This is a genomic window from Streptomyces sp. NPDC060028, assembly GCF_042736725.1.
Lineage (GTDB): Bacteria > Actinomycetota > Actinomycetes > Streptomycetales > Streptomycetaceae > Streptomyces.
Genome location: NZ_JBHWVJ010000025.1, coordinates 1 through 22,916, shown reverse-complemented (window position 1 = coordinate 22,916; position 22,916 = coordinate 1). Strand labels below are relative to the sequence as shown.

19 protein-coding genes are annotated in these 22,916 nt (G+C 71.5%); 13 read left to right on the top strand and 6 right to left on the bottom strand.

What is annotated here, in order from left to right; translation table 11 throughout:
- Positions 1-61: 61 nt before the first annotated feature.
- Together ACFWBF_RS14955 and eccE are read right to left on the bottom strand one after the other, a co-directional pair.
- On the bottom strand, positions 62-796 hold the full coding sequence (locus ACFWBF_RS14955) for a hypothetical protein (RefSeq protein WP_385600686.1): 735 nt from the start codon (positions 794-796) through the stop codon (positions 62-64).
- The gene (eccE, locus tag ACFWBF_RS14950; protein ID WP_385600683.1) at positions 793-2,115 is read right to left on the bottom strand and encodes a type VII secretion protein EccE; all 1,323 of its coding nucleotides are present in this window, start codon (positions 2,113-2,115) and stop codon (positions 793-795) included. The genes ACFWBF_RS14955 and eccE overlap by 4 nt, the downstream gene beginning before the upstream one ends.
- A gap of 215 nt (positions 2,116-2,330) precedes the next feature.
- On the opposite strand from eccE, the gene eccB reads away from it, so the two are divergent.
- The 4 genes from eccB (at position 2,331) to ACFWBF_RS14930 (ending at position 5,958) form a co-directional block, all read left to right on the top strand.
- On the top strand, positions 2,331-3,905 hold the full coding sequence (eccB, locus tag ACFWBF_RS14945; protein ID WP_385600680.1) for a type VII secretion protein EccB: 1,575 nt from the start codon (positions 2,331-2,333) through the stop codon (positions 3,903-3,905).
- 11 nt (positions 3,906-3,916) lie between these two features.
- Positions 3,917-5,152, top strand: a complete 1,236-nt coding sequence (gene mycP / locus ACFWBF_RS14940; protein WP_385600677.1) for a type VII secretion-associated serine protease mycosin — start codon at positions 3,917-3,919, stop codon at positions 5,150-5,152.
- A gap of 122 nt (positions 5,153-5,274) precedes the next feature.
- Positions 5,275-5,613 (top strand): hypothetical protein, encoded by a 339-nt coding sequence (locus ACFWBF_RS14935; RefSeq protein ID WP_385600675.1) that lies wholly within the window; start codon positions 5,275-5,277, stop codon positions 5,611-5,613.
- A 36-nt stretch (positions 5,614-5,649) separates the two neighbouring features.
- Entirely contained in the window at positions 5,650-5,958 is a 309-nt protein-coding gene (locus ACFWBF_RS14930; RefSeq protein ID WP_385600672.1) for a WXG100 family type VII secretion target, read from the top strand.
- Between the two features lie 117 nt (positions 5,959-6,075).
- Here the strand turns inward: ACFWBF_RS14930 and ACFWBF_RS14925 are convergent, their stop codons facing one another.
- A complete protein-coding gene (locus ACFWBF_RS14925; protein ID WP_385600669.1) occupies positions 6,076-6,321 on the bottom strand; it encodes a DUF397 domain-containing protein in 246 nt (81 codons plus the stop codon).
- A 121-nt stretch (positions 6,322-6,442) separates the two neighbouring features.
- A complete protein-coding gene (gene eccCa / locus ACFWBF_RS14920) occupies positions 6,443-10,396 on the bottom strand; it encodes a type VII secretion protein EccCa (protein ID WP_385600666.1) in 3,954 nt (1,317 codons plus the stop codon).
- Between the two features lie 248 nt (positions 10,397-10,644).
- Here eccCa and eccD point away from each other — a divergent pair, with 248 nt between their 5' ends.
- The 6 genes from eccD to ACFWBF_RS14890 all read left to right on the top strand — a co-directional run bounded on the left by eccD (position 10,645) and on the right by ACFWBF_RS14890 (position 17,766).
- Positions 10,645-12,150, top strand: coding sequence for a type VII secretion integral membrane protein EccD (eccD, locus tag ACFWBF_RS14915; protein WP_385600662.1), 1,506 nt, complete (start codon positions 10,645-10,647; stop codon positions 12,148-12,150).
- 171 nt (positions 12,151-12,321) lie between these two features.
- Entirely contained in the window at positions 12,322-12,609 is a 288-nt protein-coding gene (gene rpsO, locus ACFWBF_RS14910) for a 30S ribosomal protein S15 (protein ID WP_365917403.1), read from the top strand.
- 307 nt (positions 12,610-12,916) lie between these two features.
- Positions 12,917-15,139, top strand: coding sequence for a polyribonucleotide nucleotidyltransferase (locus ACFWBF_RS14905; RefSeq protein WP_385600833.1), 2,223 nt, complete (start codon positions 12,917-12,919; stop codon positions 15,137-15,139).
- A complete protein-coding gene (locus tag ACFWBF_RS14900) occupies positions 15,136-16,515 on the top strand; it encodes a M16 family metallopeptidase (RefSeq protein ID WP_385600659.1) in 1,380 nt (459 codons plus the stop codon). The genes ACFWBF_RS14905 and ACFWBF_RS14900 overlap by 4 nt, the downstream gene beginning before the upstream one ends.
- A 26-nt stretch (positions 16,516-16,541) precedes the next feature.
- The gene (gene dapB / locus ACFWBF_RS14895; protein WP_385600656.1) at positions 16,542-17,294 is read left to right on the top strand and encodes a 4-hydroxy-tetrahydrodipicolinate reductase; all 753 of its coding nucleotides are present in this window, start codon (positions 16,542-16,544) and stop codon (positions 17,292-17,294) included.
- A gap of 19 nt (positions 17,295-17,313) precedes the next feature.
- Positions 17,314-17,766, top strand: coding sequence for a hypothetical protein (locus tag ACFWBF_RS14890; RefSeq protein ID WP_385600653.1), 453 nt, complete (start codon positions 17,314-17,316; stop codon positions 17,764-17,766).
- A 36-nt stretch (positions 17,767-17,802) separates the two neighbouring features.
- Here the strand turns inward: ACFWBF_RS14890 and ACFWBF_RS14885 are convergent, their stop codons facing one another.
- On the bottom strand, positions 17,803-18,360 hold the full coding sequence (locus ACFWBF_RS14885; protein ID WP_385600650.1) for a PH domain-containing protein: 558 nt from the start codon (positions 18,358-18,360) through the stop codon (positions 17,803-17,805).
- A gap of 48 nt (positions 18,361-18,408) precedes the next feature.
- Complete coding sequence (locus ACFWBF_RS14880; protein ID WP_385223225.1) at positions 18,409-18,651, bottom strand: hypothetical protein; 243 nt, start codon at positions 18,649-18,651, stop codon at positions 18,409-18,411.
- Positions 18,652-18,868: 217 nt separating this feature from the next.
- Between ACFWBF_RS14880 and thyX the strand changes: the two genes are divergently transcribed.
- The 3 genes from thyX (at position 18,869) to ACFWBF_RS14865 (ending at position 22,552) form a co-directional block, all read left to right on the top strand.
- Entirely contained in the window at positions 18,869-19,609 is a 741-nt protein-coding gene (thyX, locus tag ACFWBF_RS14875) for an FAD-dependent thymidylate synthase (protein ID WP_385600646.1), read from the top strand.
- A gap of 244 nt (positions 19,610-19,853) precedes the next feature.
- Positions 19,854-20,753: a 4-hydroxy-tetrahydrodipicolinate synthase gene (dapA, locus tag ACFWBF_RS14870; protein ID WP_385600644.1), complete on the top strand. Its 900-nt coding sequence runs from the start codon at positions 19,854-19,856 to the stop codon at positions 20,751-20,753.
- Between the two features lie 113 nt (positions 20,754-20,866).
- The gene (locus ACFWBF_RS14865; RefSeq protein WP_385600641.1) at positions 20,867-22,552 is read left to right on the top strand and encodes a ribonuclease J; all 1,686 of its coding nucleotides are present in this window, start codon (positions 20,867-20,869) and stop codon (positions 22,550-22,552) included.
- The last annotated feature ends 364 nt before the right edge of the window (positions 22,553-22,916 follow it).

The following is a 22,916-nucleotide window of genomic DNA, read 5'->3' as shown; positions in this document are numbered from 1 at the left end:
GGCCCCCACCCCGCCCGGGCCGCCACCGGCGGCCGCAGGGGTACCGGTCGAGAGCCGCCGGTCAGTCGATCCGTCTCGGCGGGCCCAGCAGGGCCGTCTCCGTGTCCGTCGGCTGGGTCAGCACGAACTGCCGGTCCCGCGTCGTGCACCACAGCGTCACCCCGTCGCCCAGCGTCGGCAGGGAGTCCACCGCCCCCTGCGGCAGCCGCATCAGGCGGCCGATCCGTTCCGCCTCGTCGGGGGAGACCCGCTGGACGCCGGCCAGCGCCGCGCCGCGCAGCAGCCGCGGCGCCGTCGGGCTCAGGTACGGCAGCAGGGTCAGCACCGACTGCCAGGGCCCCGCCACCACGCGCCCGCGCGGCGGCCGCATCCCGCAGTCGCGGACCACCAGGACCGGACTGCCGGCCGACGCGCCCTGCGGCGGCACCCGGCCCACGTCGTGCAGGGTCACGCACGGCTGCCCGCCGCCCGCCGCCCGGGCGAGCGGCGACCACACCGGGCCGCGCCCGGTCTCCACCGCCACCCGCGCACCCGTGGCCGCCGCACGCAGCGCCAGCACCTGCGCCGTCCACAGACCACCGATCAGCGTGATCTCGTACGGGGTGGGCCGGTTGACGCCGAGCACCGACGGCCGCCCCCCGGCGTCCACGCCGATGACGACGCCGTCGTCCCCGACGGGCAGGGCCAGCGCCTCCAGATCGGCCGCCGACAGCACGTGCCGCCCGCGCCGCGGGCCGACCAGCCCGAAGCCGCCCCGCGCACCGCCCCGCGCAGAGCTCCGGGCACCGCCCCTCACCGCGCGCCTCCCAGCGGCAGTGAGGCCAGCAGCCCCGGCACCTGTTCGCGGTCGAGCCGGACCAGGCCGCTCTGCACGCCCCGCGCCGCCCGCTCCAGCGCGCGCCGCGCCGCCAGCAGTTCCTCGTCGCTACGCCCGGTGATCCGGACGTGCCCGGTCAGCGTCACCCCCTGCCGCCCGCCCGGGGACATCGTCAGGCTGAAGTTCGTGGCCAGCGCCGGCAGCGAGGTCAGCAGCGCCACGAACTGCGGCAGGGCCGCCCCGGCGCCGCCCAGCTGCGGCCAGCGGCCTATCCAGTACGTCGTGTGCCGCCGGTCGTCGCAGCGCCAGACCCGCGCGGTCTCCTCCGTACGCCGCCCCGGACCCCGCGTGCCCGCGGGCCGCCCGGCTTGGGTGATCGCCATCGGGTTCGCGCACGAGGACGTGGCCAGCGCGCCCGTCAGCTCCTGCTCGGTCAGCACGGTCGCCCGGAACCCGGCCCCCGCAAGGCGGCTCGCCAGCTGGTCGGCCGCCCGCACCAGGCAGCGCTGTGCCCCCGCCAGGCCGCCACCGCGCGCGGTGACCGCTTCGGGACACAGCTCCGGGTCCAGCTTGAGCGCGATCCACGTCAGCCGCACCGCCGGTGAGCCCGTCAGGGCCTGCAGCGGGGCGTAGTTGCGCGTCGCCGCCGACTGGGCGGGAAGGTGCGGCGCCGGCGCCGGCTGGGTGTGCTGCACCAGCTGCGCGGACTCCAGCCGGATTCCGTCCACCTCCAGGATGTCCCGTACGACGGCCAGCGGCAGCGGCCGCGCCGTCCGCTCGGGCCGCAGTGCGGTGGCGTCCATGTCCACCTGGACGACCGCGGTCAGGAAGGTCCCGTCGCCGACCATCCCGACGGGCCCCCGGTCGCGCCCGCCGAAGGTGAGGGTCCGCAGCGCCGGATCGGCCTCGACCAGCGGGCCCAGCCCCGGCTCGGTACCCGCGGGCAGGGTGAAGGCGGCGGCTCGCCGACGGCGCGCGCGCAGCGCCAGCGCGCTGCCGATCCACTCGGGCAGGGAACGCCGGTGGCGGCGTACGACCGCGAGCGCCACCAGCACGAGGGCGAGCGCGCCCGCGAGCACCCGCAGCAGCGGTTCGACCGCCCAGGGCACCAGCAGCGCGGCCGCGGCGAGCTGGAGCAGTACGAGCTGTTGCAATCGGAACGGCCCGAACCGCCCCGGAGTCGACTTCGGCCGCGGCGTCACCCCGGCGCGCGGGGGCGACGCCGTGCCGCTCTGCGGCTGCGCAGCGCTCACGTCCACTCGCGCACCTCCCCTTCGAGGGCCGGACCCCGTGGACACCGGTCCCGCGCGACGATCGGCCGCACGGCTCCGGATCCGCCCCGATCCGCCCCAACACCCTTGCATTCCCCGGCCGAAACGATCCGCGGCGGCGACCGCACGCCACGCGCCGTCACCAGACGGTCCGTCAAGAGGCATAGTAGGTCCCCGGTCCGACAGTCGAGGCCCGGGAACCGTGGTCACCGACCGGGCCGTGCGGGGAGAAGCAGGCGGTCATGGCGTCACGACGTGATGAGCTCAACGCGTACACCTTTGCGAAGCGGCGCACGGTGGCCGCGTTCCTCCAACCCTCCGCGTCGGGGACCGAGGAGGGCGCCCCGCGTCCGCTGCGCGCGGTCGTCCCCGGCCTGGTCAGCGCCGCGCTGGTGCTCGGCGCCTTCGGGGCCTGGGGCATGTTCAGGCCGGTGGCGCCCAAGAACTGGGACGCCCCCGGCGCCCAGGTGATCGTCGGCAGGCAGTCGACGACCCGGTACGTCGTCCTGACGACCACCGTCAACGGCAAGGAACAGGCCCGTCTGCACCCGGTGATGAACCTCGCCTCGGCCCGACTCCTGCTGGATCCCGCCAAGTCCGGCGTGATCCAGGTCGACGACAAGCTGCTCGACCAGGGGAGGCTGCCGCGCGGCCCCGTCATCGGCATCCCCTACGCCCCCGACCGCCTCCCGGCCCCCGGGGACGCAGGCAGGGCCAAGCGCTGGGCGGTCTGCCAGCGGCCCGGCGGCAACGGCCGGGGCGTGCAGAGCGCCGCCTTCGTCCTCGCCGGCCGGGAGGAGAAGGTGATGGACGGCCCGCGCAGGCTCGGCGACACCCAGGCGCTGTACGTACAGAACTCCGAGGGAGCCAAGGAGCGGTACCTCGTCGACTCGGCGGGTACGAAGTACCGGTTCCCCGAGGGCGCCCCGGACGCGGGCACCATGACCAACGCCGTGGTCGGCACCGGCGCGCCCCCGCAGCAGGTCACCGAGGCCTGGCTGGCCACCCTCGACTCCGGCGACGACCTCGCCTTCCCGGAGCTGCCCGCCGGCGCGGTCGGGACCGGTGCGGGCGTCCAGGGCCTGGCCGGCGACGACGGCCGGGTGGGCACGGTGCTCAAGGCGATGACCGGCTCCGGCGCGCAGCACTACGTCGTCCTGCCCGGGAAGGTGGTACCGGTCTCCGACTTCGTGGCCTGGCTGCTGATCTCCTCGCCCGCGACCGACGGCCTCGACATGCACGGCAAGCCCCGCGAGGTGGACCTCCAGTCCCTGAGCCCGGACCCCGCACCCTTCAAGAGCGGCGCCAAGTGGCCGCAGAAGAAGGTCGAACGGATCAACCGGCCCGCCTCGGCGCCCTCCGCGGACGCCGCCGGTGCCACCGCGGGCGACCGCGACACCGTCTGCAGCGTCCTGCGCTCGGTGGACGGCCAGGGCAAGCCGACCCTGAGCACCTGGGCCGGCGCCGGATTCCCGTTCGACGTCACCGCCGGCGGCGCGAGCGCGTACGTCACACCGGGCTCGGGACTGCTGTACACCCAGCTCCAGGGCCGCCAGGCCACCGCCGGCGGTTCCCTCTTCCTGGTGACCGACACCGGACTGCGGTACGCCCTGCAGGCCAACGGCGACAGCGACGCCCCGAAGGCCAAGGCGCAGGCGCAGCCGACGGGCGACGGCCGCCCCCAGCCCAGCCAGGCGCAGGCCCGGCTCGGCTACGGGGGCGTCGTACCCGCCCTGGTGCCCATCGCCTGGTCGCAGTTCCTCTCCAAGGGGCCCCGGCTGGACACCAACTCCGCACGTCAGCCGCAGGGTTCGTGAGGACGCCGCCCATGCCTGAGTCTGCCCGCGCGGCCGCTCAACCCGTCGGTGCCGCTGCCGTCGCTGCCGCCGTCCTCGTGCTGAGCGCCCTCTGTGGCGCGGCGGCTCCCGCGCCGCAGGCCCCGTACGGCGCAGGGGAGTGCACCTTCCCGATGCGGAAGCAGATCGCGGACCGCCCCTGGGCCCTGCAGCGGCTCCTGCTGGACGAGCTCTGGGCGAAGACCAGGGGCGCGGACGCCCGGGGCAACGGCATCCGCGTCGCGGTCATCGACACCGGCGTCGACCGGGCGAACCCGCAGCTCGCGGGCGCCGTCGACGCCGGCGCCGGCCGGGACCTCCTCGACCCGCAGGGCGACGGTACGCACGACACCGTCGGGCACGGCACCCGGGTCGCCGGACTGATCGCGGCCCGCCCGCAGCCGGGCACCGGCTTCGTGGGCCTGGCCCCGGAGGCGACGATCATCCCCATCCGGCAGAACGACGGGCAGGGCAACGGCGACACCGGGACCCTGAGCCAGGCCATCGACCACGCGGTGGCCAAGGGTGCCCAGGTCATCAACATCTCCCAGGACACCGACGCACCGCTGACCCCCGGCTCCGCCCTCGGCAAGGCGCTGGAGCGGGCCATCGCGGCGAACGCGGTGGTGGTCGCCTCCGCGGGCAACGACGGCCTGAGCGGCGAGAAGCGCGACACCTATCCGGCGGCCTTCCCCGGAGTCCTCGCCGTGGCCGCCTCGGACCGCGACAACGAACGGGCGGCCTTCTCCCAGCCCGGCGCGTTCATCGGGGTCGCGGCGCCCGGCGTCGACATCGTCTCCACCGTCCCCGGCTACGGCCAGTGCGTCGACAGCGGCACCAGCTTCTCCGCGCCCTACGTCGCCGCGGTCGCCGCCCTGGTGCGCGCCGAGCACCCGGACTGGACCCCGCAGCAGGTGGTCTGGCAGATCGAGAACACCGCGGAGCGGGACGTCAACAGCCGTGACGATTACGTCGGATGGGGTGTCGTCGACCCGGTGCGCGCCGTCACCCGGGACCGTGAGACCCCCACGTCACCCGTTCGGGATCCGGGCCCGCCCCCGGCGGCCGCCCCGCACGTGGCCGCGCTGAACACGGCCGAGACCGCGCAGGGGCGGGAGCAGCGGCTGGGGGCGTACGCCCTGGGGACCGGCGCCCTGCTCATCGTGGCCGTCGTCGGCGGGGCGACCGTGATCAGGGACGCCCGGGCCCGCGGTCGCCGTTTGCAGTGAACGGTCACGGCCGTCAACACGGGCCACCCGACGGTATCCGGGCCTGGCCGCCAACTGGCTACAGTGGCCACCGACTTCACGACTGTGATCGGCCCGGCGTAGTGAGAAGTGAGGGGCTTTCGATGAGCAATGATTTCGGACTCGCGGACGATCCGGTCGTCAAGGCGGCCAACAGGATCGCCGATACGGCAAACGGCGTCACCCGGCAGGCCCGCGAGCTGGCGGACATCCTCTCCACCGTGAGCGCCGGCTGGACGGGCGTCGGCGCCTCGGGTTTCGTCTCGGCCCAGACCCTCGTCAACGAGGACCACGACCAGATCCGCAGGCTGCTCGGGATCCTGCACCACGCGGTCTGCGAGACCAGGAACCTGAGCAACGCCCAGGACGACGACGTGCGCGCGGCGTTCAATTCCGTCAAGAACGCCGCCGGCGGCAACGGCTCCGCACTCAACGGCATCTGATCCCCCCGTCGATCCAGCATCCCGAAGGAGAAGATCATGTCCGGTGCCGACGGCCACACCAAGGTCAGGTACGAGAGCGTCCAGGTCATGGCCGACCGGATCCGGGCGATCTCGCAGAAGATCGTCCAGGACCTGCTCGACATGGACCGCGCCCTGAAGGTCGTCACCGACACCTGGGACGGAGAGGCGCACGCCCAGTACGTGCAGCTCCAGGCCAAGTACAAGGGCAAGGCCGAGCACATGCGCGACCAGCTGGCGCTCGTCGCGGACCTCGTCGAGCGCGGCAAGGCCGACTACCGGGCCACCGACGTGAAGGCCTCGCGCCTGTTCACCGAGGCCTACTGAGCCCTGCTGCCGAGGCGTACTGAGCCCGAAACCCGTCCCGGGCCCCGCGCACGCGACAGCGAAGGGGCGCACCCGATACGGGCGCGCCCCCTCACCGTGCACTGCCGCCGACGGGTCTCAGCGCGGGCCCCGGTCGAGGTCGAACTCGCCGTCCCTCGCCCCGAGTACGAACGCCTCCCACTCGGCCGCGGTGTAACGCAGCACGGTGTCCCGGTCCAGCGAGGACCGCATCGCCACCGCGCCCTCGGGCAGCCGGGCGATCTCGACCCGCTCCTTCTCCGGGCTGGTCCCGGGCGGGCCCTCCCACTCGACGCCGCTGATGTCGAGCGCGTACAGCTCGTCCTTCTCCTGCTGGGTGCCCATGTGCGGCCTCTCCCTCGGTGCGCGGTGCCACTGCTGCGTTCGCTGCCGATTATCGGTGCAGACCAGGGGGCCGGGGGAGGCTTTCCCGGATCGGGATGGTCTCCGCCCTCACGCTCCGCCCTCACGCCTCTGGCAGCAGACCGAGCTGGACCAGCGACGTGCCCCGCCTGCGCGTGGTGAAGTACGCCCGGCCCGGGGGCATCGGCCGGGGGCGGACATTGCCGACCAGGTCCCCCTCGGACGGGTCGCCGGACAGCACCACTCCCTGCGCGCCGAGCTCCTTGACCCGCTGCACGAACGGCTCGTACAGCGAACGCGAGGCCCCCGCCGAGTTGCGCGCGATGACGAAACGCACCCCCGTGTCCCGGGCGAACGGCAGGAACTCCACCAGCCGGGCCAGCGGATTGCCCTGGCTCGTGGCCACCAGGTCGTAGTCGTCGATGACGACGAAGACGTCCGGCCCCGTCCACCAACTGCGGTCGCGCAACTGCCGCGGGGTGACGTCCGCGGGCGGCTGGCGCCGCGAGAACACCCCGACCAGGGCCTCCATGTGCGTCTGCAGGGAGCTCACCGTGGGCGCGTACTCCAGCAGGTGCCCCTCCGGCAGCGCCCCCAGCAGGCTCCGCCGGTAGTCGCCGACCACCAGCCGGGCCCGGTCGGGCGGGTAGCGCTCGGCGATCTGCCGGGCGATGAGCCTCAGCAGGTTCGTCTTGCCGGACTCGCTCTCGCCGAAGACGAGGAGGAAGGGGTCGGTATCGAAGTCGACGAACACCGGCTCCAGGTCCGTCTCGTCGACGCCGATCGCCACCCCGCGGGCGGGCTGCTCCCCGCCCTTGGGCAGCCGGTCGGCGGTGAGCAGCCGCGGCAGCAGCCGTACCCCGGGAGCCGCCGAGCCCGCCCAGTTCTCCCTGACCGCCGCCACGAAGGCCGCCGTGGCCTGCGACAGGTCGTCCGCGGCGTGCGAGCCGTCGATGCGCGGCAGGGCGCCCAGGAAGTGCAGCTTCTCCGGCACCTGGCCGCGGCCCGGCATCCCGGCGGGCACGTTCGCCGCGACCCGCCGGTCGAACTCGGAGTCCATGACGTCGCCGAGGCGCAGCTCCAGTCGGCCGAGCACGTGGTCCTTCAGCGCGGCCCGGACCTCCATGTAGCGGGCGGCGGTGACCACCACGTGGATGCCGTATCCCAGACCCCGGGACGCGATGTCCGTGACCACCGGCTCCAGGCCCTCGTACTCGCCCCGGAAACCGCCCCACCCGTCGATGAGCAGGAAGACGTCTCCCCAGGCCTCGCCCGGCAGGTCGCCCGCCGCGCGCCGCCGCCGGTAGGTGCCGATGGAGTCGATGCCCTCGGAGCGGAAGAACTCCTCGCGCCGGTTCAGGATCCCGCCGACCTCCGCGACGGTACGCCGCACCCGCTCCGGGTCCAGCCGCGAGGCGATCCCGCCCACGTGCGGCAGCCCGGCGAGCGAGGACAGGCTGCCGCCGCCGAAGTCCAGCCCGTAGAACTGCACCTCGCGCGGGGTGTGGGTGAGCGCGAAGGAGGAGATCAGGGTGCGCATCAGCGTCGACTTGCCCGACTGCGGACCGCCGACCACCAGCATGTGGCCCGCCGCACCCGAGAAGTCCCGGTACAGCACCTCGCGCCGCTGCTCGTACGGCTTGTCGATCAGGCCGAGCGGTACGACGAGCCCCCCGGACCGCGTGTACCCCTGCGCGTGCAGCCCCCGCTCGGGGCTCGGCGCCGGCGCCGGCAACAGCTGGTCGAGTGGCGGCGCCTGCTCCAGTGGCGGCAGCCACACCTGGTGCGCCGGCACCCCCTGCCCCTCCAGCCGGCCCACGATCACGTCCAGCACCGTGTCCGCCGGCGCGTCGCCGCCCCGCGCGCCCTGCGCCGCCAGGTACGCCGGATCCGGGGCCGCGTACACCACCGGCACCGGCGCCGCCGTGAACAGCGCGGGCCGCCGCTCCACCGGGAACAGCCCGACCGGCAGGTCCGGGCGGCCCGAGCGGTAGGCGCCCGAGACGTACGCCGCCTTGAAGCGGGTCATCTCGTCCGTCCCGAACTTCAGGTAGCCCGAACCGGGCACCGAGGGCAGGTGGTAGGCGTCCGGCACCCCGATCGCGGCCCGCGACTCCGCCGCCGAGAAGGTCCGCAGACCGATCCGGTACGAGAGGTACGTGTCCAGCCCGCGCAGCTTGCCCTCCTCCAGCCGCTGCGAGGCCAGCAGCAGATGCACGCCCAGCGACCGGCCGATGCGGCCGATCTGGATGAACATGTCGATGAAGTCGGGCTTCGCGGTGAGCAGTTCGGAGAACTCGTCGATGACCAGCACCAGCGAGGCCAGCGGCTCCAACGGTGCGCCGGCCCCGCGGGCCTTCTCGTAGTCGTGGATGTTCGCGTAGTTGCCCGCCGAGCGCAGCAGCTCCTGCCGGCGCTGCAGCTCGCCGCGGATGGAGTCGCCCATGCGGTCCACCAGTGTCAGATCGTCCGCCAGATTGGTGATGACCGCCGCGACGTGCGGCATCTGCCCCATCCCGGTGAAGGTGGCACCCCCCTTGAAGTCCGCCAGGACGAAATTCAGCGTCTCCGAGGTGTGCGTCACCGCCAGCCCCAGCACCAGCGTGCGCAGCAGCTCCGACTTGCCCGAACCGGTCGCGCCCACGCACAGGCCGTGCGGCCCCATGCCCTCCTGCGCGGCCTCCTTCAGGTCCAGCATGACCGGGGAGCCGTCCTCGCCCACCCCGATCGGCACCCGCAGCCGCTCGCCGGCCGACCGCGGCCGCCAGGTCCGGGCCACGTCGACCTGGGCCGCGTCACCCAGGTTCAGCAGGTCCGTGAAGTCCAGATTGGCCAGCAGCGGCTCGTCATCGTCCCCGCCACCCGTGCGCAGCGGCGCCAACTGCCGGGCCAGGGCCTCCGCCGCGGGCAGCGACAGCGTGTCCGGGACACCCTCGTACGCGACGCCCCCGCCCGACTCCAGCCGCAGCCGGCCCGGCCGCACCACGACCGACAGCCCGCCCCGCGGCTCGTCCAGTGAGCCCGCCACCACCTCGACGACCGTCACGCCCTGCACACCCTCGGCCGCCGCGAAAACCGAGTCCGGCGGCACCATCCCGCCATCGAGCACGACCACCAGGTGCGGCTGGTCCAGTACCGGGGACACCTCCCGGCTGAACCGCGGCCGCCCCTCCAGACGGGGCGCCAGCAGCGCCTCCAGCTCGGTCAGGTCGTCACCGAACAGCCGCTTGGTGCCCGCCCCGTCGACCTGCCCCGGCACCTGCGTGTGCGGCAGCCACTTCGTCCAGTCCCACGAGGGCACCGCACCCGGCGCCGCCACCACCGCGACCACCAGGTCCTCGGGGGAGTGCAGCGCCGTCAGCTGCGCCACCAGCGCCCGCGCCGCCCCGCGCGCCGACTCCGGCTCCCCGTCCACCGTCACGTGGTAGAACGCCCGGATCGACACCGCCACCGGCAGCCCGTCCAGCGAGGAGTGCACCCGCAGGAACCGCTGCATCGCGCCCGCCGCCAGCGGCTCCAACTCGTCCACCGGCGCCGTCTGCGGAGCCGCCAGCGGGGTCGCCAGACGCTGCGCGCCCAGCCCCAGCCGGACCTGCCCGAAGTCCGCGTCCCCGACCCGCCGCTCCCACAACCGCGAGCCCTCCGCCACCACCGACCACAGCTGGTCCGGAGCCGGGTGCAGGTACAGCTGGGCGTCCCGCTGCGCCCGCGCGGTGCGGCGTACCTGACGACGCGTCTGCGCGAGGTACTTCAGATAGTCCCGGCGCGCATCGGCCATTTGCCCCTGCGTACCGCGACGGTGGCGGACGATCTGCGCGGCGGCCATGCCCGCCGTTGACACGAGCATCAGCACACCCATGACCCGCATGAACGGATGATTGCCCGGCAAGAAGAAGAAGACGACCGAGGAACCCATGCCCAGCATCGGCAGGAGCTGCATCATCATGCCCTCCTGCTGCCCCCGCGCAAGCTCCGGCGGAGCCTGAAGCCTCAGCTCGTCCGAAGGGACTTCCGGCGGCAGCGACCGGGGCGGGCGTTTGACGACGATCTGGCTCACCGGAGCACCAACCCCTCGATGCAGGACGTGACTTCGCAGCCGGCAGCCCCAAGTCCCGGGCACCCAGGGGGTCTCCTTCGCGCGTCGGCGATCCTATGTGCCGACAGCCATGGATACTCCCGGTAGTCTGGCGCGCACGCCATGCGCATCCGCGAATCCACCGCGGACGACCGCAGGTCGATCCCGGACGACCGCGGATCAACCACGGCCGACCACGCACACCGTTTCACCCACCCGGAGGGCCCAAGGTGAATACGGCCGGAGCGACCGGCTTCTGCAGGGTCACCGTCGTGGCCCCCGACAGCCGCATCGACGTGGCCCTCCCCGATGACATCGCCGTCGCCGACGTCTACCCCGAGCTGCTGCGCCTCACCGGCCAGACCCAGCCCGTCGGCGCACCCACCGGCTTCCACCTGGTACGCCGCTCCGGCACCGTCCTCGACGGCGCCCGCACCCTCGCCGCCCAGCAGGTCCTCGACGGCGAGGTGCTGAGCCTGCGCCCCTTCGCCGAGTCCCTGCCGCCCGCCGTCTTCGACGACGCCTGCGACGCCGTCGCCTCCGCCGTCGTCCGCGACCGCCGCCGCTGGAGCGAGGACATGCTGCGCGGCGCGGGCCTGGCAGGCGCCGCGCTCCTCTTCGTCCTGCTCGGCTTCGTCCTCTGGTACGCCGACCCCGCCCTGCACGACGTCAACGGCCTGCCCGGCGTCATCGCCGGCGCCGTCGGCCTCCTGCTCACCGCCGCCGCCGGGGTCCGCGCCCGCGTCTACCGCGACCGCGGCTCCGCCGTCGCCCTGGGACTGGCCGCCGTCCCGCACCTGCTGATCGCCGGCGCCGGCATCATCGCCCCCGCCGCGGGCGAGGGCCCCGGCCGCCTCCAGTTCCTGCTCGGCTGCGTGTGCGTCCTCGTCGCCGCCGTCGCCCTGGTCGCGCTCAGCCCCCACGGCGACGCCCCCTTCGTCGCCGTCACGTTCCTCGGCGCCACCGGGACCCTCGCCACCTTCCTCGCCATCGTCACCGAGGCCTCCGCGACCGCCACCGCCGCCGTCTGCGCACCCGTCGCCATCGGGCTCGTCGCCTTCCTCCCCGGCCTCTCCGCCCGCTTCGCACGCCTCCCGATCGGGTACGCCGCCCCGCAGAGCGCCGTGGAGGAATACGAGACCCCGGAGCGCCACGAGACCGGGCCGTACGGCGAGCACGGCGGCGCCGACCAGTACGACGCGGCGGCCCCACTCGACGCCCAGGCCATCGCCGCCCAGGTCCGCCGCGGCCACGAGATGCTGCTCGGTCTGGTCGGCGGCTGCGCCGCGGTCACGGTCGGCTCCGCCGCCGTCCTCGGCTTCTGCGACAACACCTGGAGCCGCCTGCTGGCCCTCGCCACCGGCCTCGCGATGCTGCTGCGCGCCCGCCTCTTCCGCTACACCTCGCAGGTCACCGTCGCCCTCGTCGCCGGGGTCGCCGCCGTCGGCCTGCTCGTCCTGGGCATGGCCGTGCACCCCCCGGCCGGCCTGCTCACCGAGTACGTCCGCCACCACGACCGCAGCGGCCTGGACCTCCGTACCATCGGGCTCTCGGCGGCCGTGGCCGCCGGCGCGGCCCTCCTCGTCGGTATATCGCTGGTCATTCCCCGCCGCGGTCTGTCACCCTTCTGGGGGCGCCTGCTCGACCTCACCGAGGCGGCAGTGCTGCTCAGCCTGGTCCCGCTGGCCCTCGCCGTGCTCGACGTCTACACCCGGGCCCGCGCGCTCACCAGCTGAGACGGGGACGAGCGGCAGCCTGGTACGCTGTGTTACGGCCGTTTGTGTACGCGCCCCCGGATTCTTCTGGAGGCTGCGCTCAGCGGACCCCGCCTCCCGAGTTACGGAAGATCCCCAGAGAATTCGACCTGGGGCACTCGGTGGCAACGAAGACCTAAACGAGGAGTACGCGTGCCGCTCGACGCCGCTACGAAGAAGCAGATCATCAGCGAGTTCGGTGCCAAGGAGGGCGACACCGGCTCTCCCGAGGTCCAGGTCGCGATGCTGTCCCGCCGCATCTCGGACCTGACCGAGCACCTGAAGGCCCACAAGCACGACCACCACTCCCGTCGTGGTCTGCTGATCCTGGTCGGCCAGCGCCGCCGCCTGCTGCAGTACCTGGCCAAGAAGGACATCCAGCGCTTCCGTACGCTGGTCGAGCGCCTCGGCATCCGCCGCGGTGCGGCCGGCGCCAAGTAAAGACGCTGTGAAGGGAGCGGTTCCCACACTCAGGGGGCCGCTCCCTTTGCTGTACGTGCGGGACGTACCGGACGCTTTGTAGTCTGGACGCACCTGCACCGTGCATGACGCAGTGCATGCACAACTGAAGAGGAGGAGCGCCCTCCCTACGCCGCCGGTCCTCGGTAGTGGCACCCGGAAAGCCCCCACGGGCCCAGAATCCGGATGCTTCGATCGAAGACCGGCCCGCACGCCAGGAGCGCTTCTCCGCAACCGTCCACCACCACACGGGTGGCGGACGGAGACGACGAAAATGGAGAAAACGCTAGTGGAGAACGAGACCCACTACGCCGAGGCCGTCATTGACAACGGTTCCTTCGGCACCCGCACCATCCGCTTCGAGACGGGCCGTCTGGCCCGCCAGGCCGCCGGCTCCGCCGTTGCCTACCTGGACGACGACACGATGGTGCTTTCCGCCACCACCGCGTCGAAGAAGCCCAAGGACCAGCTCGACTTCTTCCCCCTGACGGTCGACGTCGAGGAGCGGATGTACGCGGCCGGCAAGATCCCCGGCTCCTTCTTCCGCCGCGAGGGCCGGCCCTCCGAGGACGCGATCCTCACCTGCCGCCTGATCGACCGCCCGCTGCGCCCGTCCTTCAAGAAGGGCCTGCGCAACGAGATCCAGGTCGTCGCCACGATCATGGCGCTCAACCCGGACCACCTGTACGACGTCGTCGCGATCAACGCCGCGTCCGCGTCCACCCAGCTGGCCGGCCTGCCCTTCTCCGGCCCGATCGGCGGCGTCCGCGTTGCGCTGATCCGCGGCCAGTGGGTGGCCTTCCCGACGCACACCGAGCTCGAAGACGCCGTCTTCGACATGGTCGTCGCGGGCCGCGCCCTGGAGGACGGCGACGTCGCGATCATGATGGTCGAGGCCGAGGCCACCGAGAAGACCATCGCCCTCGTCAAGGGCGGCGCCGAGGCGCCGACCGAGGAGATCGTCGCCGCGGGCCTCGAGGCCGCGAAGCCGTTCATCAAGGCGCTCTGCAAGGCCCAGGCCGACCTGGCCGCCAAGGCCGCCAAGCCCGAGGGCGAGTTCCCGGTCTTCCTGGACTACCAGGACGACGTGTACGAGGCCCTCGCGGCCGCCGTCAAGGGTGACCTCTCCCAGGCGCTGACCATCGCGGGCAAGCAGGACCGCGAGGCCGAGCTGGACCGCGTCAAGGAGATCGCCGCCGAGAAGCTCCTCCCGGCCTTCGAGGGCCGCGAGAAGGAGATCTCCGCCGCCTACCGCAGCCTGACCAAGGCCCTGGTGCGCGAGCGCGTCATCAAGGACAAGGTCCGCATCGACGGCCGCGGCGTCACGGACATCCGTACGCTGGCCGCCGAGGTCGAGGCCATCCCTCGCGTGCACGGCTCGGCGCTGTTCGAGCGTGGCGAGACCCAGATCCTGGGCGTCACCACCCTGAACATGCTCCGCATGGAGCAGCAGCTGGACACCCTCTCCCCGGTGACCCGCAAGCGCTACATGCACAACTACAACTTCCCGCCGTACTCCGTCGGTGAGACCGGCCGCGTGGGCTCGCCCAAGCGCCGCGAGATCGGCCACGGCGCGCTCGCCGAGCGCGCCATCGTGCCGGTCCTCCCGACCCGCGAGGAGTTCCCGTACGCGATCCGTCAGGTGTCCGAGGCCCTCGGCTCCAACGGCTCGACGTCCATGGGCTCGGTCTGCGCCTCCACCATGTCGCTGCTGAACGCCGGTGTGCCCCTCAAGGCCCCCGTCGCCGGCATCGCCATGGGTCTGATCTCGCAGGAGATCGACGGCAAGACCCACTACGTCGCCCTCACCGACATCCTCGGTGCGGAGGACGCCTTCGGCGACATGGACTTCAAGGTCGCCGGCACCAAGGAGTTCGTCACCGCGCTCCAGCTGGACACCAAGCTCGACGGCATCCCGGCCTCGGTTCTGGCCGCCGCCCTCAAGCAGGCCCGCGACGCCCGCCTCCACATCCTCGACGTGATGATGGAAGCGATCGACACGCCGGACGCCATGTCCCAGTACGCCCCGCGGATCATCACCGTCAAGATCCCGGTGGACAAGATCGGTGAGGTCATCGGCCCCAAGGGCAAGATGATCAACCAGATCCAGGAGGACACCGGCGCCGAGATCACGATCGAGGACGACGGCACCATCTACATCGGTGCCTCCGACGGCCCGGCCGCCGAGGCCGCCCGCGCCACGATCAACGCGATCGCCAACCCGACCATGCCGGAGGTCGGCGAGCGCTACCTGGGTACGGTCGTCAAGACCACCACCTTCGGTGCCTTCGTCTCCCTGATGCCCGGCAAGGACGGCCTGCTGCACATCTCGCAGATCCGCAAGCTCGCCGGTGGCAAGCGCGTGGAGAACGTCGAGGACGTGCTCGCGGTCGGCACCAAGGTCCAGGTGGAGATCGCCGAGATCGACTCGCGCGGCAAGCTCTCCCTGATCCCCGTGATCGACGGCGAGGCCGCCGGCGACGACGCTGACAAGGACGACTCCGACAAGTGACGTCGCGTAGTTCCCGTGTGACGGCCCGCCCCTCTTCGGAGGGGCGGGCCGTCGCCCGTACCCAAACCCTGCTCACGGGCCAGAGCGGCATCGGCACCGTCCGGCGCACGGTCCTCCCCGGCGGACTGCGCATCGTCACCGAGACGCTGCCCTCCGTCCGGTCCGCCACCTTCGGCATCTGGGCACACGTCGGCTCGCGCGACGAGACCCCGACGCTCAACGGCGCCACGCACTACCTCGAGCACCTCCTCTTCAAGGGCACCGGCAAGCGCAGCGCCCTCGACATCTCCTCCGCGATCGACGCGGTCGGCGGCGAGATGAACGCCTTCACGGCGAAGGAGTACACCTGCTACTACGCACGGGTGCTCGACACCGACCTGCCGTTGGCCATCGACGTCGTCTGCGACATGCTCACCGGCTCGCTGATCCGTGAGGAGGACGTCGTCGCCGAGCGCGGCGTCATCCTCGAAGAGATCGCCATGACCGAGGACGACCCGGGCGACATGGTCCACGACCTGTTCGCGCAGACCATGTACGGCGACACCCCGCTGGGCCGACCCGTCCTGGGCACCGTCGACACGATCAACGCGCTCGGCGCCGACCGGATCCGCCGCTTCTACAAGAAGCACTACGACCCCACCCACCTGGTCGTGGCCGCCGCGGGCAACGTCGACCACAACAAGGTCGTACGCCAGGTCCGCGCGGCCTTCGAGAAGGCCGGCTCGCTCACCCGGACCGACGCCGAGCCGATCGGCCCGCGCAGCGGCACCAAGCGCATCCGCACCTCCGGCCGCGTCGAGCTGGTGAACCGCAAGACCGAGCAGGCCCACGTGGTCCTCGGCATGCCGGGTCTCGCCCGCACCGACGAGCGCCGCTGGGCCCTGGGCGTCCTGAACACCGCCCTCGGCGGAGGCATGTCCTCGCGCCTCTTCCAGGAGGTCCGGGAGAAGCGCGGCCTGGCCTACAGCGTGTACTCGTACACCTCGGGCTTCGCCGACACCGGCCTCTTCGGCGTCTACGCCGGCTGCCGCCCGAGCCAGGTCCACGACGTCCTGCGGATCTGCCGCGCCGAGCTCGACAAGGTCGCCTCCGACGGACTGACCGACGACGAGATCAAGCGGGCCATCGGCCAGCTCTCCGGCTCCACCGTCCTCGGCCTGGAGGACACCGGCGCGATCATGAACCGCATCGGCAAGAGCGAGCTGTGCTGGGGTGACCAGATGTCGGTCGACGACATGCTGGCCCGGATCGCCGCCGTGACCCCGGACGACGTCCGCTCGGTCGCACAGGATGTACTGGCCCAGCGCCCCTCGCTCGCGGTGATCGGCCCGCTGAAGGAAAAGCAGGCCGCCCGCCTCGACGAGGCCGTCGCCTAGTTCCGTACGTAAGTAAGGAAGCAACTATGAGCAAGCTGCGCGTGGCAGTCCTCGGAGCGCAGGGCCGCATCGGCTCCGAGGCCGTCAAGGCGGTCGAGGCCGCCGCCGACATGGAGCTGGTGGCGGCCCTCGGCCGCGGCGACAAGCTTCAGACGCTGGCCGACGCCGGCGCCCAGGTCGCGGTCGAGCTGACCACCCCGGCCTCGGTGATGGAGAACCTGGACTTCCTCATCGGCCACGGCATCCACGGAGTGGTCGGCACCACCGGCTGGACCGAGGGCCGCCTCGCCCAGCTGAACACCTGGCTCGCCGGCTCACCGGAGACGGGCGTGCTCATCGCCCCGAACTTCTCCATCGGCGCCGTCCTCACCATGAAGTTCGCCGCCCAGGCCGCGCGCTACTTCGAGTCCGTCGAGGTCGTCGAGCTGCACCACCCGAACAAGGTCGACGCCCCCTCCGGCACGGCGACCCGTACGGCCCAGCTCATCGCCGCCGCACGCGCCGAAGCCGGCTGCGCCCCGCAGCCCGACGCCACCGCCACCGCGCTCGACGGCGCGCGCGGCGCGAACGTCGAGGGTGTCCCGGTGCACGCGATCCGGCTGCGCGGCCTGCTGGCCCACCAGGAGGTCCTGCTCGGCGGCGAGGGCGAGACCTTGACGATCCGTCACGACTCCCTGCACCACAGCAGCTTCATGCCGGGCATCCTGCTCGGCGTGCGGCGTGTGACGCAGACCCCGGGCCTCACTTTCGGCCTGGAAAACTTCCTCGACCTCGGCTGATGAGCAGGCAGTAGTCCCCATGCGCGCGAAGATCACCTACTTCCTCACGGCCGCCGTCCTGGTCGTGTACTTCGTCCTGGTCGGCAGCCGGGGCCTGATGCTGATCCAGCACGGCACCTGGATCACCGTCACCTTCGGGGTGGCGGTGCTGATCCTGCCGGTCATCGGCATCTGGTTCCTGTGGAAGAACACGCAGTTCGTCACCAAGGCCAACCAGCTCGCCACCGAGCTCGAAGCCGAGGGCGGACTGCCCGTGGACGAGCTGGAGCGGGACAAGTACGGCCGGATCCTGCGGGACTCCGCCGACGAGGTCTTCGCGCGCCGCAAGGCCGAGACGGAGGACGCCCCGGGGGACTGGCGCAGCTGGTTCCGCCTCGCCGTCGCCTACCGCGACGCCCGCGACACCCCGCGGGCGCGCAAGGCCATGCAGCGGGCGATCTCCCTGCACGACGCGAAGCCCGTACGGGTCTGATCCCCCGTACGGGCTTGCGGCGCGCCCCGCGTCACGTCAGGCGGGCACGGCCCGGTACTCGTGCGCCCAGGCCTCGACCATGTCGGCGGCCCGTTCGAACGCCTCGCGCCGCGACAGGAAGTCGGCGTTGTGGTCGGTCAACAGCACCGGCAGCTCGCCGCCGCCGCGCCCGGCGACCGTCAGGGCCTGCCCCTGTACGGTCCTCGGCAGTCCGAGCCAGCGCACGGGCTGCTGGACCGTACGGACCTCGGCGACCTGGCTCCACGGGATCGAGCGGGTCGTGAAGAAGGACACCCGGCGCAGCCCCTGGGGGCTCACCCAGACGCCCGCGCGCAGCAGCCGCAGCGCCGAGCCGACGACGGCGAGCGAGGCGGCCAGGCTGGCGGCGGCCCCGCCCCAGGTGCCCGCGGCGGCGATGATCATCGTGGCGAGCAGCATGAACGCCGCCAGCAGGAGCAGCACGGCGGCGATGGCGACCCGCCAGGGGCCGGGCCGGTAGGGCCGGCGCCAGCGGTCGGGGTCTTCGTGGGGGAGGGTCTCCTCCCCGTCGTGCGCGTCGAATGCGCCATCGGCCGTCAAGAAGGGCAGGGGCACGGCTGGACCTCACTCACATGCACGTTCGGTTGGGCTGTGCCCGTGAGGTTACCGCCCCTGGGACGCCTCCGACTGCTCCGACTTCTCGGGCGCCTTGCTGGGCTGCAGTGCGGGCATTCCGAAGAGCAGCGAGCCGACGAGCCCCGCCACCACGGTCATCCCGACCAGACTACGGGCGGCGATCTGGGTCTTGCTCAGACTCTCGCGCGGCGGTGGAGTGACGTTACTGCGGAAGCGGTCGGCCTCGGCGACGAAGGCAAACGGGACGGGTTCGCGGCGCCGGCGGAACATGGGGGCGAATCTCCTCACGATCGAAAATGGGCGGCTTCTCCTATGTAGGACGTACAAGCGGGCCGATCGGTGCCGGATTTCGGGACATTCGCCAAATTTCATGGCGGTGCGTCAGCTGATCGGGTGACCCGGTCCACGGACCTCGCCTGCACCGGGAGGCACGGCGGGCGCCGTAGAGTGGGCGCGCCCCAGGTAAGACCGTTCGGAAGGACCCCCGGTGAGCGAGACCGCCGCTTCAGATCTGAAACCCAGCTACCGCAGTGATGTGACGGTGGAGCTGGTGAAGCACTCCGCCGCCGACTCCGACGTGCTGTGGGCCGCCCGTGTCTCCACGGCCGGCGAGCAGTCCCTGGAGGAGCTGCAGAAGGACCCGGAGCGCTCCAAGGGCCTCATCAACTACCTGATGCGCGACCGCCACGGCAGCCCCTTCGAGCACAACTCGATGACCTTCTTCATCAGCGCCCCGATCTTCGTGTTCCGCGAGTTCATGCGTCACCGCGTCGGCTGGTCCTACAACGAGGAATCCGGCCGCTACAGGGAGCTGGAGCCGGTCTTCTACGTCCCGGACGCCGAGCGCAAGCTCGTCCAGCAGGGCCGCCCCGGCAAGTACGTCTTCGTCGAGGGCACCACGGCCCAGCAGGAACTGACGGCCCGGGTCATGGAGGACTCGTACCTTCAGGCGTACGAGGCCTACCAGGAGATGCTGGCTGCGGGCGTGGCCCGCGAGGTTGCCCGTTCGGTCCTGCCGGTCGGTCTTTTCTCCTCGATGTACGCCACCTGCAACGCGCGCTCGCTCATGCACTTCCTCGGACTGCGCACGCAGCACGAGCTCGCGGCAACCCCGTCCTTCCCCCAGCGGGAGATCGAGATGGTCGGCGAGAAGATGGAGCAGCACTGGGCGCGGCTGATGCCGCTGACGTACGCCGCCTTCAACGGCAACGGCCGCGTTGCCCCGTAAGGCCTGTTGGCCCCGGTCTGGAGTTCTACGTACACATGTGCGGAACGAAGTCCGAAGTGTCCGTATTGCGGCGTTTCGTAAAGTTCATCTAGGCTGATCAAACGGACCCGGCACTGCTTGAACCCCCGAGCAGGCAGTGCCGGGCTCCAACGCCCCCAGCCACCGCCGGGGGCGACACCACACACCCCCCGTTGACGTCCCCCGAGGGGACACTGCGAGCGTGGCAGCGAGTAGCGTGTTACCCATGGCTCCGATCTCGACTCCGCAGACCCCCTTCGGGCGGGTCCTCACCGCCATGATCACGCCGTTCACGGCGGATGGCGCACTCGACCTCGACGGCGCGCAGCGGCTCGCCGTCCACCTGGTGGACGCAGGCAACGACGGCCTGATCATCAACGGCACCACCGGTGAGTCGCCGACCACCACCGACGCGGAGAAAAACGACCTCGTACGAGCCGTACTCGAAGCGGTCGGAGACCGCGCCCACGTGGTGGCCGGCATCGGCACCAACGACACCCGCCACACCCTGGAGCTCGCCCGCCAGGCCGAGCGCACCGGCGCCCACGGCCTGCTCGCGGTCACCCCGTACTACAGCAAGCCGCCACAGGAGGGCCTCTACCGGCACTTCACGGCCATCGCCGACGCCACCGAGCTGCCGGTCATGCTCTACGACATCCCCGGCCGCAGTGGTGTCCCGATCAACACCGAAACCCTGGTCCGGCTGGCTGAACACCCCCGTATCGTGGCCAACAAGGACGCCAAGGGCGACCTCGGCCGCGCCAGCTGGGCCATCGCACAGAGCGGCCTGGCCTGGTACTCGGGCGACGACATGCTGAACCTGCCGCTCCTGTCCGTCGGCGCGGTCGGGTTCGTCTCCGTCGTCGGCCACGTGGTCAGCCCCGAGCTGCGCGCCATGCTCGAGGCCCACCTGGGCGGAGACGTCCAGAAGGCCACCGAGATCCACCAGAAGCTGCTCCCCGTCTTCACCGGCATGTTCCGCACCCAGGGCGTGATCACGACCAAGGGCGCGCTGAACCTGCAGGGCCTGCCCGCGGGCCCGCTGCGGCTCCCGCTGATCGAACTGACCGCAGAAGAGACGGCGCAGCTCAAGATCGATCTTGCCGCCGGCGGGGTACAGCTCTGACAACAGACTTCACAACTGAACAAGCAAGACCAAAACCGACAAAGCAAGTGCACGAATGACATCCGCGCCACGTGCCTTCCGAGGTACGTGGCGTGTGTGGTGAGGAGATACTTTTGAGCCATCCGCATCCTGAACTCGGCGCGCCGCCGAAGCTCCCCAAGGGCGGCCTCCGGGTCACCCCCCTGGGTGGCCTCGGTGAGATCGGCCGCAACATGACCGTCTTCGAGTTCGACGGTCGCCTGCTGATCGTCGACTGCGGCGTTCTCTTCCCCGAAGAGGAGCAGCCCGGCATCGACCTGATCCTCCCGGACTTCACGTCCATCCGGGACCGCCTCGACGACATCGACGGCATCGTGCTCACGCACGGCCACGAGGACCACATCGGCGCCGTCCCCTACCTCCTCCGGGAGAAGCCGGACATCCCGCTGATCGGCTCCAAGCTGACGCTGGCCCTCATCGAGGCGAAGCTGCAGGAGCACCGCATCCGCCCCTACACCCTTGAGGTGAAGGAAGGCGAGCGCGAGAACCTCGGTCCCTTCGACTGCGAGTTCATCGCCGTGAACCACTCCATCCCGGACGCGCTGGCCGTGGCCATCCGCACCGGCGCCGGCATGGTCGTCTGTACCGGCGACTTCAAGATGGACCAGCTGCCGCTGGACAACCGCCTCACCGACCTGCACGCCTTCGCGCGTCTGAGCGAAGAGGGCATCGACCTTCTCCTCTCCGACTCGACGAACGCCGAGGTCCCGGGCTTCGTCCCGCCCGAGCGCGAGATCTCCAACGTGCTGCGCACGGTTTTCGCGAACGCCAACAACCGGATCATCGTGGCCAGCTTCGCCAGCCACGTGCACCGCATCCAGCAGATCCTCGACGCCGCCCACGAGTACGGCCGCAGGGTCGCCTTCGTCGGCCGCTCGATGGTCCGCAACATGGGCATCGCCCGTGACCTGGGCTACCTGAAGGTCCCGGCCGGCCTGGTCGTGGACGTCAAGACCCTCGACGACCTGCCGGCCCACGAGGTCGTCCTGGTCTGCACGGGTTCGCAGGGCGAGCCGATGGCGGCCCTGTCCCGCATGGCCAACCGCGACCACCAGATCCGGATCGTCCCGGGCGACACCGTGATCCTGGCGTCGTCCCTGATCCCGGGCAACGAGAACGCGGTCTACCGCGTGATCAACGGCCTGACGCGCTGGGGCGCCAACGTCGTGCACAAGGGCAACGCCAAGGTGCACGTTTCCGGCCACGCCTCCGCGGGCGAGCTGTTGTACTTCTACAACATCTGCAAGCCGCGGAACCTGATGCCGGTCCACGGCGAATGGCGCCACCTGCGCGCCAACGCCGAGCTCGGTGCCCTCACGGGCGTCCCGAAGGACCGCATCGTCATCGCCGAGGACGGCGTCGTCGTCGACCTCATCGACGGCAAGGCCCGGATCTCCGGCAAGGTCCAGGCCGGCTACGTGTACGTGGACGGCCTCTCGGTCGGCGACGTCACCGAGGTCCACCTCAAGGACCGCCGGATCCTCGGCGAAGAGGGCATCATCTCGGTCTACGTCGTGGTGGACAGCACCACGGGCAAGGTCGTCAGCGGGCCGAACATCCAGGCCCGCGGCTCCGGCATCGAGGACTCGTCCTTCGGCCCGGTCATCGCGAAGATCGAGGAAGCCATCGGCCGCGCGGCCGCCGACGGCGTCGCGGAGCCGCACCAGATCCAGCAGCTCATCCGCCGGACCATGGGCAAGTGGGTGTCGGACAGTTACCGCCGCCGCCCGATGATCCTCCCCGTCGTCGTCGAGGTCTGAGCCTCGCCGTAACGACGTCACCGGAGCGGGGCAACCGGATTTGCATCCGGGGGCCCCGCTCCAGTACGTTTACGTCTCCACCTCGCACGACACCCCGGCACACACGTGTGCGCGGACGGGTCGATGCGGGCGGGTGGGAATCCAGACCGGGGAAACCTGATAAAGTCTGGCTCGCCCGAAAGGGAAAGGCTCTCCAATGGCCATCCAATTCAAATCCAATCCGGAAACGGCGCGGAAATGATCTGGTAGAGTTGGAATCGCAGGAAAGGGAAAGCGCGAAAGCGCAGGAACTGGAAAGCGAAACCCGCGTCGACCGGGAATCGGACACGAAAGAGTCTGATAGAGTCGGAAACGCAAGAACGAA